This is a genomic window from Arthrobacter sp. PvP103, from assembly GCF_017833075.1.
Classification (GTDB): Bacteria; Actinomycetota; Actinomycetes; order Actinomycetales; family Micrococcaceae; genus Arthrobacter.
In genome coordinates, this window is record NZ_JAFIBQ010000001.1 from 3316404 (window position 1) to 3336144 (window position 19741).

Here is a 19741-nt window from a genome sequence, read left to right on the forward strand (position 1 = left end):
CCTTCGGCCGTCGGCGGTCAGGGGTGCTGCTCCTGATTGGAGCGTAGGCCCGGGAAAGCGCGGGGGATGCCGGCTTTAACGAAACCTTTACGGCTCCTGTGATGGCAGTCACGCCATGGTGAGATGTACGTCACATATCGGAAACCTGCCGGAAACGCAGGATTCATGCCCGGAGCTGCTGTTTAACCTCCCCGAAAAACATCTTGGCCATGGCGGAAACACCGCCGTTGTAGCGTCGGACTCGGGGAACGATCCGCGTGTCCCAGTGTTTTGAATGGTCTCGCCTTAGTCGGCGCCCAGGAGCGCCACTTCTTCTTGAGGAAGGCTCCCAAAATGAACATCTCTCTACTCAATGTGGGAATGGCAGTGGATCCCACGGCACTCGATCCCGGCGCCACGGCATGGATGCTGGCGGCTTCCGCCCTGGTTCTGCTGATGACGCCCGGCCTGGCCTTCTTCTACGGGGGCCTGGTACGGATGAAATCCGTCCTGAACATCATGATGATGAGCTTCGGCGCCATGGGCGTTGTTGCCGTCGTCTGGGCGCTGTGGGGCTACGGGCTGGCATTCGGGCCCGACACCATGGCCGGGCTCGTCGGGGATCCATTCACCAACCCCGGGCTGAGCGGACTGGCCAGCAGCATCGGCGGCAAGGCACCCGGACTCCCGGACATGGTCTTCATCGGGTTCCAAGCTACGTTCGCCATCATCACTGTCGCGCTGATCAGTGGCGCCGTGGCCGAGCGGGTCAGGTTCGGACCGTGGCTGCTTTTCGCCGCCTTATGGGTGACCCTCGTCTACGCTCCGATCGCGCACTGGGTGTGGGGCGGCGGGCTTTTCGGCGCCACGGGCATCGTGGGCAGCAAAATCTCGGCGCTCGACTTCGCCGGCGGAACCGTCGTGCACATGAACGCGGGCATCGCGGGGCTGATGCTCGCCGTTGTGCTCGGGAAGCGCCTTGGATTCATGAAGGACCCCAACATCCGCCCGCACAACCTGCCGTTCGTGATGCTCGGAGCCGGGCTTCTGTGGTTCGGCTGGTTCGGCTTCAATGCAGGCTCTGAACTAGCCGCCGATGCCATCGCCGGGCTGGCCTGGACCAACACCCTGCTGGCCACCAGCGCGGCGCTGCTGGGCTGGCTGCTTGTCGAGCGGCTCCGGGACGGCCACGCCACTTCCCTCGGTGCCGCATCAGGGGCTGTGGCGGGCTTGGTCGCAGTCACCCCGGCCTGCGGCTTCGTCGATCCTGTCGGCGCCATCCTGATCGGGGCCGTGGCGGGCGCAGTCTGCGCGCTCGCGGTGGGCCTCAAGTTCCGGATCGGCCTCGACGACTCCCTTGACGTGGTGGCAGTGCACTTCGTTGGCGGGCTGTGGGGCACGCTCTCGCTGGGATTCTTCGCCGTGCCGTCCGCGAAGACCGAGGGCGGGCTTTTCTACGGCGGGGGCCTGACGCAGTTCTGGCCGCAGGTCCTCACGGCGCTGATCGTCACAGCCTGGAGCGCCATCATGACCACGCTGATCGGATACGCCATCCACAAGACGATGGGCATGCGGGTGTCCGAAGCCAACGAACGCTCCGGCATCGACGTCACCGAGCATGCCGAAACTGCCTACGAGCTGCTCATGGTGGGCGGGACCTTCCACCCCGGCGAACAGCACGGCAAGTCCGTTGCGGCAGACGCGGCCGATCCTGGCGCGGAAACTGTCGCGGCCGGCACGGAGCAGAGCCAGCATGAGCGGGGCAGGGTGCGGACATGAAACTCGTCACGGCCATCGTCCGGCCGGAAAAGATTGAGACGGTCCGGGCCGCCCTTGAGGGGTTCGGGGTCAACGGCATGACGGTGAGCCCGGCAAGCGGCTACGGCCAGCAGCGAGGCCATGTGGAGGTCTACCGGGGAACCGAATACAACTCGGACCTCCTGCCGAAGGTCCGGGTGGAGGTGCTGGTGACGGAGGAGGCCATGGACGGCGTGATGGCGGCCATCGAAGCCGGGGCCAGCACCGGCCGTTTCGGTGACGGAAAGATCTGGACCGTTTCCGTTTCCGACGCCGTCCGGGTGCGGACGGGGGAGCGAGGCCCCTCGGCCATCGACTAAGTGGCGCGGGGTCAGCAGCAGCGGCTCGGCAGCGGGTAGGTTTGGTAAACACTTGATGCACATCGGGAAACCACCGTGTATGATGGGTGTCACACTACCGATCCATCCTCGAAGGAGAGGCGTTCCTTTGGAAGAGCTGCGCATCGAGGCCAACGGCAACCTTGGCCCCATCGATTCATCCCGTATTCCCCGTTATGCAGGGGCCGCAACCTACGCCCGCCTGCCCCGGCTGGACCAGGTGGCCAAGGCGGACATCACGGTGGTGGGAGTGCCCTTCGATTCCGGCGTCTCCTACCGCCCGGGTGCCCGCTTCGGCGCCAACCATGTCCGTGAGGCCAGCCGGCTGCTGCGCCCCTACAACCCCGCGTGGGACGTCAGCCCCTTCGAAAACGTCCAGGTCGCGGACGCCGGAGACATGGCCGTCAACCCGTTCAACATCAATGAGGCCATCGAAACCATCCAGCAGAATGCCCTCGACCTGACCGCAGGCGGCAGCAAGCTGGTCACCCTCGGCGGGGACCACACCATTGCGCTGCCGCTGCTGCGGGCCGCCGCCGAGCGCGCCGGTGAATCGGTGGCCATGCTGCACTTCGATGCCCACTTGGACACCTGGGACACCTACTTCGGAGCCGAATATACCCATGGCACGCCGTTCCGCCGCGCTGTCGAGGAAGGCATCCTGGATACCGAGGCCATCAGCCACATCGGCACCCGCGGCCCGCTGTACGGCAAGAAAGACCTCGACGACGACCACCGCTTCGGCTTCGGCATCGTCACTTCCGCGGATGTCTACTACCAGGGCGTCCTGGAAACCGTGGCCAAGGTCCGCGACCGCATCGGCAACAGGCCGCTGTACATCTCCGTTGACATCGACGTCCTGGACCCCGCGCATGCGCCGGGCACCGGCACGCCGGAAGCCGGCGGCATGACCAGCCGTGAACTGCTGGAGATCATCCGGGGCTTCCGCGGCATGAACCTTGTGGGTGCGGACATCGTGGAGGTGGCTCCGGCCTATGACCACGCCGAAATCACCGGAGTCGCGGCCAGCCATGTGGCCTACGAACTCGTCACCCTGATGGCGGACTCCGCCGTCGAGGGCAACAGGTTCGGCGCCGCCAACGGCTACGCCGCGCAGGCCCTCGGGCAGGAAGAACGGCGCCAGGCAGGTTTCGCCGCGGCGGCTGCCCAGCGCGTCGAAACCGGCGTCTCCCCGTGACCGGCGTCCGCAACGGCGGGGACCTCGTCGTCGAAACCCTTGAAGCACTGGGGGCGAAGACAGTCTTCGGCATCCCGGGCCAGCACGCGCTGGGCCTTTTCGATGCGATGGGCCGGGGAAACCTGCACTTCGTGTCCTCGCGGGTGGAAAACAACTCGGCTTTCGCCGCGGATGGCTACTCCCGTGCCACGGGCGAGGTGGGCGTGTTGTTCCTGTCCACCGGTCCGGGCGCGCTGACGTCCCTGGCGGGGCTGCAGGAAGCCTACGCCACGGGTGTGCCCATGGTGGTGGTGGCCAGCCAGATTCCGCTGGACGGACTCGGTGCCCGCCGCAAGGGCATGCTGCACCAGCTCGATGACCAGAAGGCCTCGGCCGCGAATGTCACCAAGAGCCAGCGGTTGATCCAGCACGCTTCCGGGATCCCCTCGGCCATACAGGATGCCTGGACAGAGGCGATTTCCTCGCCGCAGGGCCCCGTCTGGCTGGAGATCCCGCAGAACGTGCTGCTGGATCCCATCATGGTCCCGCCGGTTGAGGACGCCCTCGCCGAAGCGGCGGACAACCCGCCGCGGGTGGAGCTTGTCCGCGAGGCCGTGAAATGGCTGTCGACGGCGCAACGTCCGGCCATCATCGCGGGCGGCGGCACGCGCCGCGGCCGGGCCGAGAAATCGCTGCTCTCCATTGCCGAAAAGCTCCGGGCGCCGGTGATCTGCACCCCCGGCGGCAACGGCGCGTTCCCGTGGAACCATGAGCTCTCGCTACAGTCCTGGATCGAGGACCGATACATGACGGACCTGCTCGAGGATGCGGACGTGCTGATCGTCATCGGTTCCTCCCTCGGCGAGGTCACGTCCAACTACTTCACGTTCGAGCCGCGCGGCCGGATCATCCAGATCGACGCCGAACCGCGGGTCCTGGAGTCCAACCGGCCCGGCCTGGGCATCCGCGCCGACGCCGGCCAGGCCCTCGCCGCGCTGGATGCCGCCCTGGTTGTCGAGCCTGACGAAACCAGGCCCGACTGGCACGGTGCATCACCCGAAGCGCTGGTCAGGGAATCCCTGGCCAAGGTCAAAGCCCGGCTGGAGTCCCAGGACCTCGGCAAGGAACTGAAGTTCATGGCGGACATCCGCGAGGCGGTGCCGGCGGACATGCAGACCTTCTGGGACATGACCATTTCCGCGTACTGGGGCTGGAGCTGCTGGGACGCACGCGAGGGCCAGTTCCATTCCGCCCAGGGCGCCGGCGGACTGGGCTTCGGCTTCCCCGCAGCCATCGGGGGGGCCGTGGGGCTGGAGACAACGGGCATGCCCGGGCGTGTGCTCGCAGTGTCCGGTGACGGTTCGGCCATGTATTCCATCTCCGAACTGGCCACCGCCAAGCAGCACAACGTCCCGGTCACCTGGCTGATCGTGGACGACGGCGGCTATGGCATCCTCCGCGAGTACATGGTGGGCGCCTTCGGCAAGGCCACCGCCACCGAACTGGCCCGGCCCGACTTCGTCAAACTCGCCGAAGCCTTCGGTGTCCCGGCCGTCCGGGTGGCCCCGGAGAATGTGGGGGACGCACTGAAGGCGGGCTTCGCGGCGGACGGACCGAACGTCGTCGTGGTCGAAACCCTGCTGAAGATGTTCGGCCCCACCCACCTGGGCGTCTGACCCAACTCCCACGACAACCGAGCGCGAACTGGCAGCCAGTGCCCTCTCAAAGCAAATTTGAGGGTATTAGCTGCCAGTTCGCGCTTGGCGTTTAAGGTGCCAATCGCCCCCAGCCGCACCCGGCCCGATTCTTCCTTAGTTTCCCAAAGCAACCATTTTGCGATATGGTTGCCTAAGGCAAGCAAAGGGGTTTATTTAGCATGGCAGTTGCACCAGAAACCGCGGCCGATCTCGTCTACCAGATCTTCGACCTCCAACGAGCGGTCCGCTGCGTTGCAGTCTCGAACATGCGCGGGCAGGAAACCGGGGTGGCGCTCCAGGGCGTCCTCCGCTTCGTGGGGGAGGGGGAATCCAGGGCCACGCACCTCGCCGCACGGCTCGGTGTCAGCGCTCCCGTCCTGAGCCGGCACATAGCCGATCTTGAAGAGCATGGCCTCGTTGTCCGCCGGCCCGATCCGGAGGACGGGCGTGCGCAGCTGGTGGCGTTGTCGGAGGCTGGTGCGGCCAAACTGCACGAAATCGAGCAGCAGCGCACGGCAACACTCCAGGGCTACCTGCAGGACTGGAGCGAGACCGACGCCGAAGAAACCGCGAAAACCCTGAAAAAACTTGCTGAATCCCTTAGGGACTCAGCCCGGGCAAAGACGGCCGGATCCACCGAAATCATTCCACTCGTTTAGGAGCTGCACATGGCAAGCCACGCTACAGCCACCGGTCCGTCCCGGGCCCCGTCTACTACACCGCCGCAGTCATCCCCGCAGCCGCAGGCACCGGCACCCCAAGCCGCGATGAGCCACCGCCAGATCATGGAGGCCCTCACCGGCCTGCTGGCCGCCTTCTTCACTGCGATCATCAGCAGCACCATCGTGGCCAACGCGCTGCCGACGATCATGTCGGAGCTCAAAGGCACCCAGACGGACTTCGCCTGGGTGATCACCGCAGCGTTGCTGGCCAACGCCGCCACCACGCCGATCTGGGGCAAGCTCGCCGACCTCTTCGATAAGAAGGTGCTCGTCCAGCTGAGCATTGTGATCTTCGTGGCCGGCTCCGTCATGGCGGGCCTGTCCGAAACGATCCCGCTGCTGCTGACGGCCCGCGTTATCCAGGGTGTCGCCATGGGCGGACTCACGGCGCTTGCTCAGGCCATCATCGGTTCCATCATCCCGCCCCGGGACCGCGGCAAGTACTCCGGGTACATGGGCGGCGTGATGGCCGTGGGCACCGCCGGCGGCCCGCTGCTGGGCGGCTTCATTGTGGACAGCCCGCTCGGCTGGCGCTGGACCTTCTTTGTCTGTGTCCCGCTGGCAGTCATCGCACTCATCCTGCTGCAGATCACCCTGAAGCTTCCCCACGTCAAGCGCCACGCGAAGATCGACTGGCTGGGTTCCATCTTGCTCACTTCCGGCGTCAGCCTGCTGCTGATCTGGGTCTCCTTCGCCGGCAACCCGGAGTACTACGACTGGTGGTCCTGGCAGACTGCCGCCATGGTGGGCGGCGGCGTGCTGCTCCTGGCCCTTCTAGTCGTGGTGGAGTCCAGGGTTGAGCAGCCCATCATCCCGCTCAAAATCATCAGCGAACGCACCACCGCCCTGGCCATCCTGGCTTCCGTCGCAGTAGGTGTCGGCATGTTCGGGTCATCCGCCTTCCTGGGCCAGTACTTCCAGGTGGCCCGCGGGGCCACCCCCACCGAAGCGGGCCTGCTGACGCTGCCCATGATCGCCGGCAACCTCATCGGCTCCGTCCTGTCAGGCCAGCTGATCAGCCGCACCGGAAAGTGGAAGCGCTACCTTATTGCCGGCTCCATCCTGTTGATCGGCGGACTGGGACTGGCCGGAACCATCGACCACACCACCGAACTCTGGCTCACCGGCCTCTACACGGCCGTTCTGGGCCTCGGGCTCGGCCTGCTGATGCAGAACCTCGTACTGGCGGTACAGAACACCGTCCGCGCCACCGACATCGGGACCGCCAGCGCCTCCGTGGCCTTCTTCCGTTCGGTGGGCGGCGCGATCGGAGTATCCGTACTCGGCGCCGTGCTGGCCAACCGTGTCAAGGAACTTGCCACTGAAGGGCTCGCCGCGGCTGGAATTCCGGCCACCGGCGGATCGGCCGGAGCCAGCATGGACCTCCAGGACATGCCCGCCCCGATCCGGGACATCATGCGGGCGGCCTACGGCGACGCGACGGCCGAGATCTTCCTGATCTCCGCGGTGATCGGCATCATCGCGCTTGTGGCGATCCTCTTCATCAAAGAACAGCCGCTGCGCCGGACTGTGGACATCGTGCCGGCTGCATCCGCCAACGGTGCCGGGCCCGCGAACGGCGCTGCCGCGAATACCGCTGCCGTGGACGGCGCTGCAACCGGGAATGCCGGCAGCACCGGCGTTGTGGACCTTGACCGGGAGTTCATCGAAGTCCTCAGTAGGCAGCGCGCCCACGAGTCACGCTTCCCGGACGCGGCAAGGCAGGGCCGGGAGATATCCGGAGAGGGAAATGGCAGCCTCGGCGGCGACGCCCCGGCCGGGGCGAGGGAAGGCTACCGGTCGCGTGCCCGGACCATGGTGGCTCAGCCGCGGCCCGAACCCGCCGACGTCGTGCCCCTCCTGCTCCAGACCCAGCAGCTGCTCGCTGAGCAGCAGCTCCAGTTGGCCGAGGCGTTTCGCGCCGTCCAGGAGCAGTCGGCGGAACAGCGGGAGATCGCTGCCGAGCAGTCACGCATCAGCGGGCAGCTCACCACCCTCCGGCGCCGGGTGGCCAAGGAACGGAAGCTGCAGCGGGCGGCGGCGGACTACATCGCAACGCACGGACGGCACCGCAGCGAGTAAGCACGGGCACCGTTCAAACACACAAGGTACGACGGCGACTGCGGCTGGGTGCCGCCGTCGCCGTCGTCATGGCTCCGGGACAGGGGAGGCGACGACCACCACGTTCTTGCCCCAGGGATCCTCGGTGTAGCAGCTGATCAGGACAAGCCGGTTGGGAACGCCGGTCCAGATCGGGCTGTCCTTCAGGCTCGACTTCACGTAGGTGTCCACGGACTCCACCCTGTACCGCATGGTTCCGGTGGCTGTGCTGGCTTCGAAAATGTCCCCCGGGACGCTCGCGGCGCTGAGCCGGTTGAACGGAGCGTCGCGGCCCTCCCAGCTGTGGCCCAGGATGTACGTGGTGTTGGTGGACCCGGCGCCGGGCATGCCGAAGTTTGTCACCCAATAGCCGTCCACGGTGATCGGCGGAACAATCGCCTGGGAGTCCAGCTCCTCCGGCGTCGGAGTGAGCGGATGGATGGTGACGTCCAACCCGGCCGCCGGGTACACGATCCTGGTGGGAGCCGCAGCCGGCGGGTAGCTGGGAATGGCCTGCGGCGGTGGCTGTGCCGCAGCGGCGGGGGCGCGCTTGCCGCCCGCCGCCGCCGAGCCCTTGCCGCTCCAGGCGAAGGTATCAGGCGGTACGGCATGGCCGGGTGAAGCCGGGGTGGCTGCCCGTGAATACGGCGCAGCTTCCAAATGGAGTCCGGCGCCGCCGGAGGTGTTTCCGGCTGACACGATTCCCGGCAGGAATGTCAGGACGAAGAAAGCCACGACGCCGGCGAGCAGCAACAGACGGTCGCCACGGTTGAGCGAACGGCGCCCGAGCGACGGGAATTTCTCCCGCAGGCGTTGGAGCCGCCAGCCACCTGGGTGCCGGCGCTCGCCGGCCTCATGGTCAGGGGTGCGGTTCCCGCCCGTCTTCTGGGCAGCGGTCCGGCTGCCAGGGGGCGGGCTGTCTGCGGGCTTGTGGCCGGGGACGAACATCGGAACTCCTCCAGGGAGAGTGGTGTTGGACGGGCATCGCACCGTGGTGGCCGATGCCCGTCCTCACCGCAGGACCGGCCTTACTTGGATCCGGACGCGTCCTGCAGGCGTCCCCGCTGCCTCAGGGCAATCAGCCCCGTTGCCCCAAGAAGGGCCGCCAGGCCGCCGAACCAAGCCGGCATTCCGCTGTCCGGCTGGCTTCCGGCAGCTGTCTGGGCGTTGAACCCGCGGTTGACCACTGGTACTACTGCTGCCGCTGCCCCGACCGGTGCCGCTGCGGCTCCCGTCGGCGGCGTAACAGCTGGCGGTGTCACTGCTGGCGGAACCACCTCCGGAGGCGTCACTTCCGGCGGTGTCACAACCGGCGGTGTCACAACCGGCGGGACAACAACAGGCGGTACAACGACAGGCGGCTTTTCTTCCTCTTCTTCCTCTGCGACGCAACCACCGGCGGGGACCGGGTAGATGTCGGCGCGGCCGTTGTGTCCGTCCTTGTGGCCGTTCCACCAGGCTTTTTCCGGAATCGTGATAATGACGTACGGGTTCTTTTCGGATCCCGTGGCGTGGCAAATGGTGACCTTGTCCGGGCCGTGGCCCGAGTCGTGGTCGTCATCATCATCATCCTTGCCGCCCGGGCAGCCGTATGCCGGTGCCGGAATCAGGTCGCCTTCATGCGAAGCATGCCCGCCATTTCCGTTCACCGCGTTTTCGCTGACCGTGATGTGAACGTAGGGGTTCGATTCCGAGCCGGTGGCGTGGCAAATGCTGACTTTCTTGCTGTCGTCATCGCCCTTGTCGCCGGCATTTGCCGGAGCCGTGACGCCGATTAATGCAATGCCTGCGATTCCGGCAGTTGCGAGGATTCTCTTCATGGGATTCTCCATCTGGATCATTGGGGACTGACCAGACTGCGGGAACGGGAGGCACATGGAAGAGCCGTCCGTTGTTCGTAGATGCCCAGATCACCTGCGACTCTCCTGCAGAGTTGTCAACTAACTGACCCCTTCACGCTAGGCCCCAGGCACTGGAGTAGTCGCGAGTAGCCGGTACTTGACCGGGTACCCGTTTTTCACAGCCGGACCCCTTGGAACCGAGGGATGACACCCGTTTCACCCGTAACAACGGACACGTGGGAAGCTTTGGTTTCTACAACATCGATACGCCCTTCGGATGATATTTAGCGGGCGTTGTTTCGCATAGGCAACGGATTTCGTAGAGTGGGAAGGCTGAGAATGTCAGCCCCCGCTGGTAATACTTCCTGCACTCACTTCGCGCACCTCCCAAAGGACTCCCGGGCATGCTTGTCACCCTCATACGGCGCTACTCCAAGCCGTATTTGCCGTATATCGCGGCAGTAATTCTTTTCCAGCTGGCATCCACTATCGCGGCCCTCTACCTTCCCAGCCTGAACGCACAGATCATCGACGAGGGAGTCTCCCGTGGGGACACCGACTACATCTGGCGAACGGGCGGGCTCATGCTCGGTGTGGCGCTGGTCCAGGTGGCCACCGCCATCACCGGCGTGTACTTCGGCTCCAAGGCGGCGATGGCGTTCGGCCGTGACCTGCGGCGCGGCGTTTTCCGCAAGGTGACCAGCTTTTCGGCCAAGGACGTCAACGTCTTCGGTGCGCCAACCTTGATCACGCGTGGCACCAACGATGTCCAGCAGGTGCAGATGCTCATGCTGATGGGGCTGAACTTCATGGTGGCCACACCCATCATGTGCATCGGCGGCATCTTCATGGCGCTGCGTGAGGACCTGAGCCTGTCCTGGCTCGTGTGGGTTTCCGTGCCGGTGCTGGTTGCCGTGGTGGGATACCTCGTTGTCCGCCTCATGCCGCTGTTCCGTTCCATGCAGACGAAGATCGACCGCATCAACGGCATTCTCCGCGAGCAGATCATCGGCATCCGAGTGGTCCGGGCCTTCGTCCGCGAACCGCACGAGACGCAGCGTTTTGGCGAGGCGAACCGCGAACTCACCGACGTCTCCCTGAAGATCGGCGCGCTGTTCGTCCTGATGTTCCCCGCCATCGGCATGATCCTCCACGTCTCCACAGCCGCCGTGCTGTGGTTCGGCGGCCAGCGAGTGGACGCCGGCGAAATGCAGGTGGGCTCCCTGACAGCCTTCCTGCAGTACCTGCTGCAGATCCTCATGGCGGTCATGATGGGAACGTTCATGGCCATGATGATTCCGCGCGCCTCGGTCTGCGCGGACCGCATTGGTGAGGTACTCGACGTCGAACCCTCCATCCACGAACCGACGGCACCGGTGGCGCCGGGCCAGCGGACCGGACGCGTGGAATACCGCAACGTCTCGTTCGCCTACCCCGGGGCTGAAGAACCCGTCCTGAGCGACATCAGCTTCACTGCCGAGCCCGGCCAGACCGTGGCCATCGTCGGGTCGACCGGCGCCGGCAAGACCAGCCTGCTGTCACTGCTGCCGCGGCTGTACGATGTCGCGTCCGGCGAGGTACTGCTCGACGGCGTTTCCATCACCAACCTCGATCGCTCCGAAATCACCGGCCGTGTGGCCATGGTGCCGCAGCGGCCCTACCTCTTCTCCGGGACCATCGAGCACAACCTGCGCTTCGGCAAGACCGAGGCCACGGACGAGGAGCTGTGGGACGCGCTCACCGTGGCCCAGGCTGCCGACTTCGTCCGGGAAAAGAAGAACGGTCTTGGTTCCCGGATCGCCCAGGGCGGCACCAACGTCTCGGGAGGCCAGCGCCAGCGCCTGTGCATCGCCAGGGCGCTGGTGACCCGGCCCAAGGTGTACCTCTTCGATGATTCGTTCTCGGCGCTCGACGTCGCCACGGACGCCCGGCTTCGCCGCGCACTCAAAGCCAAGACGGCGGATGCCACGGTCATCATTGTGGGACAGCGGGTGTCCACCATTGCCGACGCCGACCAGATCCTGGTGCTGGACAACGGCCGGATCGTGGACCGCGGAACACACGAGGAACTGCTGCTGAGTTCCACCACTTACCAGGAAATTGTCGAGTCGCAGCTGACCGCGGAGGAAGTGGCATGAGCACCAACGAAAAACTCGCCGCCGGCCAGGAACCGGTTCCCGCGGAAGACGAAGACTTCTACGAAGAGGAATACAAGCCCACCGAGGCCGACGGCGACATGTTCGGCGGGGCGCCCGCGAAGAAGGCAGAGCACTTCTGGCCCTCCGCCAAGCGCCTGATGGGTTTGCTGAAACCCGAGTCCGCCGGTATCGCCGTCGTGCTGGCCATGGTGACGGTCGCCGTCGTCCTCAACGTCATTGCCCCCAAGATCCTGGGGCAGGCCATGGACGTCATCTTCGGGGGAGTGGTGGGAAAACAACTGCCCTCCGGAGTCAGCAAGGACCAGTTCGTCGACGGGCTGCGCGCCCAAGGCGAAAACAACTTCGCGGACATGATCTCCAAGATGGAACTCATTCCAGGGGTGGGGATCGACTTCCAGAAGTTGTCGTTCCTCATCAGCGTGGTGCTGGTGATGTACTTCGTGGCGAACATTTTCACCTGGCTGCAGGGCTACGTCCTGAACGTGCTGGTGATGCGTGTGGTCCGCAAACTGCGTGACGATACCGAGAAAAAGCTCAACCGGCTGCCGTTGAACTACTTCGACACCCGCCAACGCGGTGACACGCTTTCCCGTGTCACCAATGACGTCGACAACATCCAGCAGGCGCTGCAGCAGGCCTTCGCGCAGCTGCTCAGTTCCGCGCTGACTGTGATCGGCATTGTGATCATGATGTTCATCGTGTCGTGGCAACTGGCCCTCATCGCCCTGGTGGCCCTGCCGCTGTCCGGCGTGGCAGCCGGCATCATCGGCTCGCGAAGCCAGAAGCTGTTCGCCGCGCAATGGAAGAACACCGGCCAGCTCAACGGCCAGATCGAGGAATCGTTCTCCGGCCACGACCTGGTGCGCGTGTTCGGCCGTGACGCGGACATGCTGGAACGCTTCGACGAACGGAATGAAGCCCTCTACAAGGCCAGTTTCGGAGCCCAGTTCGTCTCCGGCATGATCATGCCGGTCATGCAGTTCCTCTCCTACCTCAGCTACGTTGGCATCGCAGTGGTGGGCGGCTTGCGGGTGGCTTCCGGCGGCATGAGCCTGGGCGACGCCACCGCGTTCATCCAGTACTCCCGGGAGTTCACCCAGCCGCTGGGACAGATGGCGGGCATGGCCAATATGCTGCAGTCCGGCGTGGCCTCCGCGGAGCGTGTCTTCGAATTCCTGGATGCGGAGGAGCAGGATGCCGAGACCGCCACCGAGCACCTGCCCGCCAAGACCGACGGCCACGTGGAGTTCAAGCATGTGACCTTCAGCTATTCGCCGGACAAGCCGCTGATCGAGGACCTTTCCTTCACAGCCCAGCCCGGGCATACCGTCGCAATCGTCGGCCCCACCGGCGCCGGCAAGACGACGCTGGTCAACCTCGTGATGCGGTTCTACGAGCTCAATTCGGGGAGCATCACGCTCGATGGCGTGGACATCACCCACCTGAGCCGTTCCGAACTGCGGGCAAAGGTGGGCATGGTCCTGCAGGACGCCTGGCTGTTCGGTGGCAGCATCTACGACAACATCAGGTACGGGAACCTCAACGCCACCGAGGACCAGGTCATGGAGGCCGCCCGGGCAACATTCGTGGACCGGTTCGTCCGGGCACTGCCGGACGGCTACAACACGGTCATCGATGAGGAAGGCAACAACGTCAGCGCAGGCGAGAAGCAGCTCATCACCATCGCCCGGGCATTTGTGGCCAACCCGTCCCTGCTAATCCTGGACGAGGCAACCAGCTCGGTGGACACGCGCACGGAAGTCCTGGTCCAGAAGGCCATGGCGGCCCTGCGCACGGACCGCACCAGCTTTGTGATTGCGCACCGGCTGTCCACCATCCGCGACGCCGACACCATCCTGGTGATGGAAGCCGGGCGGATCGTGGAACAGGGCAGCCACCACGACCTCCTGGACCACAAGGGCGCCTACTACCGGCTCTACATGTCCCAGTTCGCGGGCGAAGACGCGGAGGCGGCCCTGGCTGACTCGGCGGAAGACTCGACGGCGGTGCGCAGCTGAACGCCGCCGGCCGGACCGTGCCAAGCGGCCGGCGCATCGAAGTCCAGGTGCCCATGCGCTGGGGAGACATGGACGCTTACGGCCACATCAATAATGTCCAGATCGTGCGGATCCTTGAAGAAGCCCGCATTGCTGCCTTCGGACCGCCCCGCGGCGCCGGCCTGCCAGGCGTGGCGCCGCAGGTGTCCCTCTTCAACGATGTTGAAGAGGGCACCATGGCCTTGGTGGTGGAGCACAAGATCCGCTACGTGAAGACTCTCGAATACCGGAACGTGCCGGCAGTGGTCCAATTGTGGATCGGCGCCGTCAAAGGCGCCAGCTTCGACATCCACTACCTGTTGCAGGACCCCGTGACCCGGGAGGACTGCGTGAAGGCCACCACCCACCTGGCCTTCGTGGACGAGGCCACCGGCAGGGTGCTTCGTCTGACTCCCGAGCAGAAGGAGCGGCTGGAGCCGTTCAGGGCCTGAGCCCAAAGCCCCTACCTAGGGCGGGGCTGCTTCCCTAGTATCGTCACTACATGACCGCCCGTACGAGAAGCACCAAACGGCAGTCATCAACCGAACCAGTCCAGCCGCACCAACGGAATCAGGGAGCATCAGCCATGGCCACGAAGAAAAAGAAGAAGTCCTGGAAGGAAATGCCGCCGCTCGCACGGGTCGGGACCCTGGTGGCAGCTGCCGTGCAGCTCTCCCTCCTGATCGCAGCCCAGCGCGACATTTCCCGCCGGCCCGCGGAGCAGATCCGTGGCAGCAAGGCGATGTGGCGCGCCATCACACTGATCAACTTCGTCGGTCCGGGGAGCTATTTCGCTTTCGGGCGAAAGAACCTGCCCGCCGCCGGCTAGCGCCGCTGGCTGGACCGGCGCCGGAAAGCGCTCTTGGCGTACCGGCGCCGGTAAAGTCCCCGCAATTCACCGCCCCCGGATCAACTGTTGAGCCAGGACTCCAGGTAGATGCGGTTAGTGGTGCTGTCCGGCAGCAGGATCCAGGCCCAAATGTAGAACGTGACGGCCGGGCCAGGCACCAGGGACAGGACTAGGAAGACCATCCTGGCTGCATTGGGGTCCACGCCCAATTTGGCGGCTATTCCGCCGCACACCCCGCCGAGCCACCTGTCCGGTCCGCGGCTGAGCCCTGTTCCCCGGATGGCCGTGAACATCTTCCGGGTGAGGTCTTGAAAAGTCATGGCACGCTCCTTATGTGGCGCCAGCCTATGGCCGTTCCCTCCCCGGAGGTAGGGCCGAAAGCCATGAGGCACGCGCGTGCTACCGGACAGTAACCTGACGAATCCCGTGGTGCTGCCGTTCAGGTTAACCCTGTAAATTTGAAGACATGACCCCCAACGCGAAGCCTGCCATGACCCGCGCCCCCGGAATCTCCAAGGAGATCGAGGATGCGGCGTGGTTTGTCCTGGGGGCCGGCCTGCAGGGAAAGCCGTCAGCGCTGGACGGACGGACCCAGACGTGGACCACTGCAGCCGCCTCGGAGCTGCTGGAGCGGCTGGAGCGGGGCGTGGCGGACTCCAAGGCGCCGATGATGACGAACCTCCGGCAAAACCTTGCCGATGCCTCCCGCCCGGCCAAGCAGCTGGCGGTTGAGCTGCTCTTCCTGCAGTCGCTGCCGCTGGCCCATGAGGTCAAATCGCTGAAGGTCAAGCGTGCCCGGGTGGCCGAGGCTGCCTCCTGGCTGGAACCGCCGTTGGAACTGCCGGATGAGCTGTACGAAGGCATGACGGATCACGGTGTCATCCGTGACCGCACCGCCGAATTCAACTGGACCATCTGGGACCACCTGAAGTGGCTGTGCCGTTTCGTGCAGCACGTTGACCAGCAGTCCACGAATGCCATGGCCAAGGCCCTGAGGGATCCGCTCGTGTTCCATCAGCTTGCGTCCGGGACACCGGATGACCAGCCGGCGATCCGCCGCAGCATCGAATACCTTGCCTGGCCGAGCTACTTCGAACCGGTTGTTGCGGACGTGGAGCGGCAGGAAATCAGGGATGCCTTCGCGTCCCTCGTGGGCGGCGCGAAGGGTGACAGCGAAGCGGAAATCACCGCCGATATCCACCGCATCCGCCTCTACCTGGACAAGCAGGCCGGCCAGCGGATCGACTGGTATGCCCGCCAGCTCGTGAGCCAGTGGCGCAAGGTGGGCGATCCGGGCCGCCGCGCGTGGCTCCTGCGCACGCACCATGACGTCAAGGACCTCCTGGCGGCATGGCACGGGGAGGAGAAGGTGACGCTCGACGTCGAGCATCTGCGCCTCCTGGACGCGGGCGTCACCGCAGGCGTCGTGCAGCACGCAGTCGACGAGGACTACAAGCACCTGGGCTACGTGGAGCGCGAGGACAACAAGACTGCGGTTTTTGCCTTCCTCACAGTGATGAAGCCGGGGGACCTGGTCCTGTACCAGCACGCCGGCGTTGTCCGTCTGGGCGGGGTCCTGGGGGAGCCGGAGCACAACGAGGACAACCGCCGGATGCGCCGCAAGGTCCGCTGGTTCGACGACGCCCACAGCATGGCCGACCTGCCCCGCCACGTGCAGCGCCAGCTGACTACTCCGGGGGTCATCGTGGACGTAACGCGGGTAGTGCAGGCGCTGCAGGCGCTGCTGCCCGCCGAAGCGGAAGCGGAGGCCGACGACGCCGCCGAGCCGGCCGCCGTCGTCGAAACGGTTCCGGAGGGATTCCGCCCGCTGACGGAGGAGTTCGCGGCGTCCCTGCACATGGAGCTGGAACCGCTGCAGGAAATCGCGGAACTCCTGGAGGAGAACCGGCAGCTGGTTCTCTACGGCCCGCCCGGAACGGGCAAGACCTACCTGGCCAAGCACCTGGCCGCCCAACTTGCCGGGGACAGCACCGATGAACGCGTCAAGCTGGTGCAGTTCCACCCCTCTTACGCCTACGAGGACTTCTTCGAGGGCTTCCGGCCGGACAAGACCGACGAAGGGCAGGTGTCCTTCAAGCTCGTCGCCGGCCCGCTGCGCCGCCTTGCCGAAGAAGCGGCCAAGCCCGGCAACGAAAACAAGCCCTACTTCCTGATCATCGATGAGATGAACCGCGCCAACCTGGCCAAGGTGTTCGGTGAGCTGTACTTCCTGCTGGAGTACCGCGACGACCGCATCTACCTGCAGTACAGCCCCAACGAACCGTTCACGCTCCCGGACAACCTGTACATCATCGGCACCATGAACACCGCGGACCGGTCGATCGCCATGATGGACGCCGCCATCCGCCGGCGTTTCTCCTTCATTGAGCTGCACCCCAAAACCGAACCGGTGAAGGGCTCCCTGCTCCGCTTCCTGCAGGCCCGGAACCTGGATACCACCCCGGCCCTCCTCCTGGACGCCCTCAACGACGCGATTGACGAATGGGACCGCGACCTCATGATCGGCCCGTCCTACTTCATGAAGAAGGCAGCCCAGACTCCCGCGGGCCTGCGCCGGATCTGGAAATACGAGCTCATGCCGCTCCTGGAAGAGCATTACCACGGTCAGCTGAACCGGGCCCAGCTGCAGGAGCGCTTCGGACTCGAGCAGCTGCTGGGCCGCCTTGCGTCCCGCTAACGGATTGTTGCCCGCCAACAACGGAGTGGCGCCTGTCGCCATGCCGCCCCGGCCGGCGCGCCAGCCCTCCAGTGCCGGCAAGGCCGTCCGCCACATCGTGCTGGATGAGCTGTCCGGCGGCGTGGTGGACAAGCTGGACCCCGCCAGCGCCGCGTTCGTGAACGCCAGCGGCCTGGCCAAGGCGTCTCCCATGGGGATGGGCCTTTTCAGGATCGAACCGGTGGGCATGGTCGGGTCTGTGCGGACGCCGACCGTGCAGCTGGAAGTGCGGCCCAAGGACCGCCTGGGCCTCAGCCGGCTGCTGTTCCTCCTCAGCTATGCGGGAAACCAGGGCTTCCGTGAAGACCCGGTGGCCGCCGTCGAGGACCCGGATCTGTGGAGCGCGCTCGCCGTGTCGCTGGTGCAGCTGGCAGACCGTGCCCTGAGCCGCGGAGTCCTCCAGGGCTACCTCACCGTGGACGAATCACTGCGGACGGTGAAGGGCAGGATCCGGATCTCGGACCAGATTTCGCGCCGGCCCGGAATGCTTGTGCCGCTGGAAGTTTCCTATGACGAATTCACTGAAGACATTGCCGAGAACCGCATCCTGCGGGCCGCGCTGGAGCGCATGGCCCGGGTCCCGCGCGTTCGGCCGGACGTCCAGAGCCGCCTGCGGCTGCTCTTGGGAAAGCTCGACGCCGTCACGCGCCTTCGGCCCGGAGCGCCACTTCCGCCGTGGCAGGCCACCAGGATGAACGCCCGGTACCACGCGGTGCTCCGCCTGTCCGAAGTGATCCTGCGCAACGCCTCAGCCGAGGCGGGAGACGGCAAGCAGCAGACGGCGTCGTTCGTGGTGGACATGGGGCAGGTCTTCGAGGACTTTGTGGGCACGGCCCTCCGCGAAGCCATGACGGCCTATCCCGGCGAGATGCGGCTGCAGTACAACGCCCTGCTGAACGAGGCCGTGCGTGATTCCGACCGGCTCACGGTGAATCCGGACGCAGTGCACCTGCTTGGCGGCCGTCCCGTGGTGGTCTACGACACGAAGTACCGGGCGGCGACTGACCAGGGCGCATCCCTGTCGGCGGACCATTTCCAGATGCTGGCCTACTGCACGGCCCTACGCGTACCGACCGCCTGGCTGGTGTACGCAGGCGCGGGGGAAATGAAGCTCCGCCGCATCCTTAATACGGATATCGACGTGGTGGAGTACCCGCTTGATCTTTCCCTGCCGCCGTCGGACATCCTGGCAGCGGTTGCCGACCTGGCACAGCAGTCCTGGGGCGAAGTGGTGCGGCAGGCAGGACTTAATCAATGACGACGGGCGCGGTGCGGCCCGGCATTGACATGAGGTGCATGAGCAAGGCCCTCTCAGGGTTGCCTCGGTTCTTGTTGAGGCAACGACGCAGCTGGTTGCGGATTTCGGACCCTTCCGGATCGGTGTCCGTCAGGATTGCGTTGATGATTTCCCACGACTGGTGACGAATCGGCTCAAGATTCACGCGCCCGCGGACGGGCCCCCCAACGGCATGGATCCCGGACCGCGTCTGCCGCGAGTTGCCCTGATGGGATTCTGCGGCTGACAACAATTTCTTCGGCATCTCCTACCCTCCTGTGGCACAAGCGCTCTGGCTCAAACGCCTGGGAATTCGACCGACCGGAATGTAGAGAATTTTATCTCAGACAGACAAGTCTGTCTCCCCTTTGCGTTAGACTATTTGCAATGAACCCCATGCCAGACCCTGCAGTGATTCAGCCTGCGCCGGTCCAGCCCGCCCTGGAGGGTGGGGCTGCAGTTAATGGTGCCGACGCGCGGCAGCGGATCGTCGATACAGCCTACGAACTCTTCGCCCGCCGCGGGGTCCGCGATGTGGGCGTCAATGAGCTGATCAGCCGCGCCGGTGTGGCCAAGGCAACCTTCTACCGGCACTTTGCCTCCAAGGATGAACTGGTACTCGCCTTCCTGGAGCAGCGGGACCGGCTGTGGACCGTGGACACGATTGTCGCTGATGCGCGCCGCCGCGGCGGAACGCCCACGGAGCAACTCCTCGCGATCTTCGACGTCTTTGGCGACTGGTTCCGGCGCGATGATTTTGAGGCATGCTCCTTCATCAACATCCTCCTGGAAATGGGTGCCAAACATCCGCTGGGGCGGGCAAGCATCGACTACCTCGCCCGGATCCGGGGCCACGTCCAGCAACTGGCCGAGGAGGCGGGGCTCCGGGACACCGAGGATTTCTCCCGTTCATGGCACATCCTCATGAAGGGGTCCATCATCTCCGCGACCGAAGGCGACGCCGATGCCGCCAAGCGCGCGCAGGCGATGGCACGGACATTGATTGCGCAGTTCGTGCCCTAGGCGGTCCGT

At 65.3% G+C, this 19741-nt stretch carries 16 protein-coding genes; 13 read left to right on the forward strand and 3 right to left on the reverse strand.

Annotated features, from left to right (window positions below):
* The first annotated feature begins 333 nt into the window (after window positions 1-333).
* The 6 genes from JOE41_RS15340 to JOE41_RS15365 all read left to right on the forward strand — a co-directional run bounded on the left by JOE41_RS15340 (window position 334) and on the right by JOE41_RS15365 (window position 7792).
* Window positions 334-1758 carry an ammonium transporter gene (locus JOE41_RS15340; RefSeq protein ID WP_209752835.1) on the forward strand — a complete coding sequence of 475 codons (1425 nt, stop codon included), beginning with the start codon at window positions 334-336 and terminating at the stop codon, window positions 1756-1758.
* A complete protein-coding gene (locus JOE41_RS15345; protein WP_011690715.1) occupies window positions 1755-2096 on the forward strand; it encodes a P-II family nitrogen regulator in 342 nt (113 codons plus the stop codon). The genes JOE41_RS15340 and JOE41_RS15345 overlap by 4 nt, the downstream gene beginning before the upstream one ends.
* A 127-nt stretch (window positions 2097-2223) precedes the next feature.
* The gene (gene speB / locus JOE41_RS15350) at window positions 2224-3312 is read left to right on the forward strand and encodes an agmatinase (RefSeq protein ID WP_209752836.1); all 1089 of its coding nucleotides are present in this window, start codon (window positions 2224-2226) and stop codon (window positions 3310-3312) included.
* A complete protein-coding gene (locus JOE41_RS15355; protein WP_011690717.1) occupies window positions 3309-4967 on the forward strand; it encodes a thiamine pyrophosphate-binding protein in 1659 nt (552 codons plus the stop codon). The genes speB and JOE41_RS15355 overlap by 4 nt, the downstream gene beginning before the upstream one ends.
* A gap of 200 nt (window positions 4968-5167) precedes the next feature.
* Window positions 5168-5647 carry a MarR family winged helix-turn-helix transcriptional regulator gene (locus JOE41_RS15360; protein WP_209752837.1) on the forward strand — a complete coding sequence of 160 codons (480 nt, stop codon included), beginning with the start codon at window positions 5168-5170 and terminating at the stop codon, window positions 5645-5647.
* A gap of 108 nt (window positions 5648-5755) precedes the next feature.
* On the forward strand, window positions 5756-7792 hold the full coding sequence (locus JOE41_RS15365) for an MFS transporter (RefSeq protein WP_209753645.1): 2037 nt from the start codon (window positions 5756-5758) through the stop codon (window positions 7790-7792).
* 66 nt (window positions 7793-7858) lie between these two features.
* Here the strand turns inward: JOE41_RS15365 and JOE41_RS15370 are convergent, their stop codons facing one another.
* Both JOE41_RS15370 and JOE41_RS15375 read right to left on the reverse strand, forming a co-directional pair.
* On the reverse strand, window positions 7859-8758 hold the full coding sequence (locus tag JOE41_RS15370) for a class F sortase (RefSeq protein ID WP_209752838.1): 900 nt from the start codon (window positions 8756-8758) through the stop codon (window positions 7859-7861).
* A gap of 80 nt (window positions 8759-8838) precedes the next feature.
* Window positions 8839-9630: a hypothetical protein gene (locus tag JOE41_RS15375; protein ID WP_209752839.1), complete on the reverse strand. Its 792-nt coding sequence runs from the start codon at window positions 9628-9630 to the stop codon at window positions 8839-8841.
* A 425-nt stretch (window positions 9631-10055) separates the two neighbouring features.
* Between JOE41_RS15375 and JOE41_RS15380 the strand changes: the two genes are divergently transcribed.
* From JOE41_RS15380 to JOE41_RS15395, 4 genes are all read left to right on the forward strand, one after another.
* The gene (locus JOE41_RS15380) at window positions 10056-11789 is read left to right on the forward strand and encodes an ABC transporter ATP-binding protein (RefSeq protein ID WP_209752840.1); all 1734 of its coding nucleotides are present in this window, start codon (window positions 10056-10058) and stop codon (window positions 11787-11789) included.
* The gene (locus JOE41_RS15385) at window positions 11786-13828 is read left to right on the forward strand and encodes an ABC transporter ATP-binding protein (protein WP_011690723.1); all 2043 of its coding nucleotides are present in this window, start codon (window positions 11786-11788) and stop codon (window positions 13826-13828) included. Before JOE41_RS15380 ends, JOE41_RS15385 begins: the two co-directional genes overlap by 4 nt.
* 53 nt (window positions 13829-13881) lie before the next feature.
* Window positions 13882-14298, forward strand: coding sequence for a thioesterase family protein (locus JOE41_RS15390; RefSeq protein WP_209753646.1), 417 nt, complete (start codon window positions 13882-13884; stop codon window positions 14296-14298).
* A gap of 134 nt (window positions 14299-14432) precedes the next feature.
* Entirely contained in the window at window positions 14433-14675 is a 243-nt protein-coding gene (locus tag JOE41_RS15395; protein WP_011690725.1) for a membrane protein, read from the forward strand.
* Between the two features lie 80 nt (window positions 14676-14755).
* Here JOE41_RS15395 and JOE41_RS15400 read toward each other — a convergent pair whose 3' ends face one another.
* Window positions 14756-15016 (reverse strand): PspC domain-containing protein, encoded by a 261-nt coding sequence (locus tag JOE41_RS15400; protein ID WP_011690726.1) that lies wholly within the window; start codon window positions 15014-15016, stop codon window positions 14756-14758.
* Window positions 15017-15162: 146 nt separating this feature from the next.
* Here JOE41_RS15400 and JOE41_RS15405 point away from each other — a divergent pair, with 146 nt between their 5' ends.
* The 3 genes from JOE41_RS15405 (at window position 15163) to JOE41_RS15415 (ending at window position 19732) form a co-directional block, all read left to right on the forward strand.
* Window positions 15163-17394, forward strand: coding sequence for an McrB family protein (locus JOE41_RS15405; RefSeq protein WP_011690727.1), 2232 nt, complete (start codon window positions 15163-15165; stop codon window positions 17392-17394).
* Between the two features lie 40 nt (window positions 17395-17434).
* Complete coding sequence (locus JOE41_RS15410) at window positions 17435-18691, forward strand: McrC family protein (protein WP_209753647.1); 1257 nt, start codon at window positions 17435-17437, stop codon at window positions 18689-18691.
* 405 nt (window positions 18692-19096) lie between these two features.
* The gene (locus JOE41_RS15415; RefSeq protein ID WP_011690730.1) at window positions 19097-19732 is read left to right on the forward strand and encodes a TetR/AcrR family transcriptional regulator; all 636 of its coding nucleotides are present in this window, start codon (window positions 19097-19099) and stop codon (window positions 19730-19732) included.
* Window positions 19733-19741: the final 9 nt, after the last annotated feature.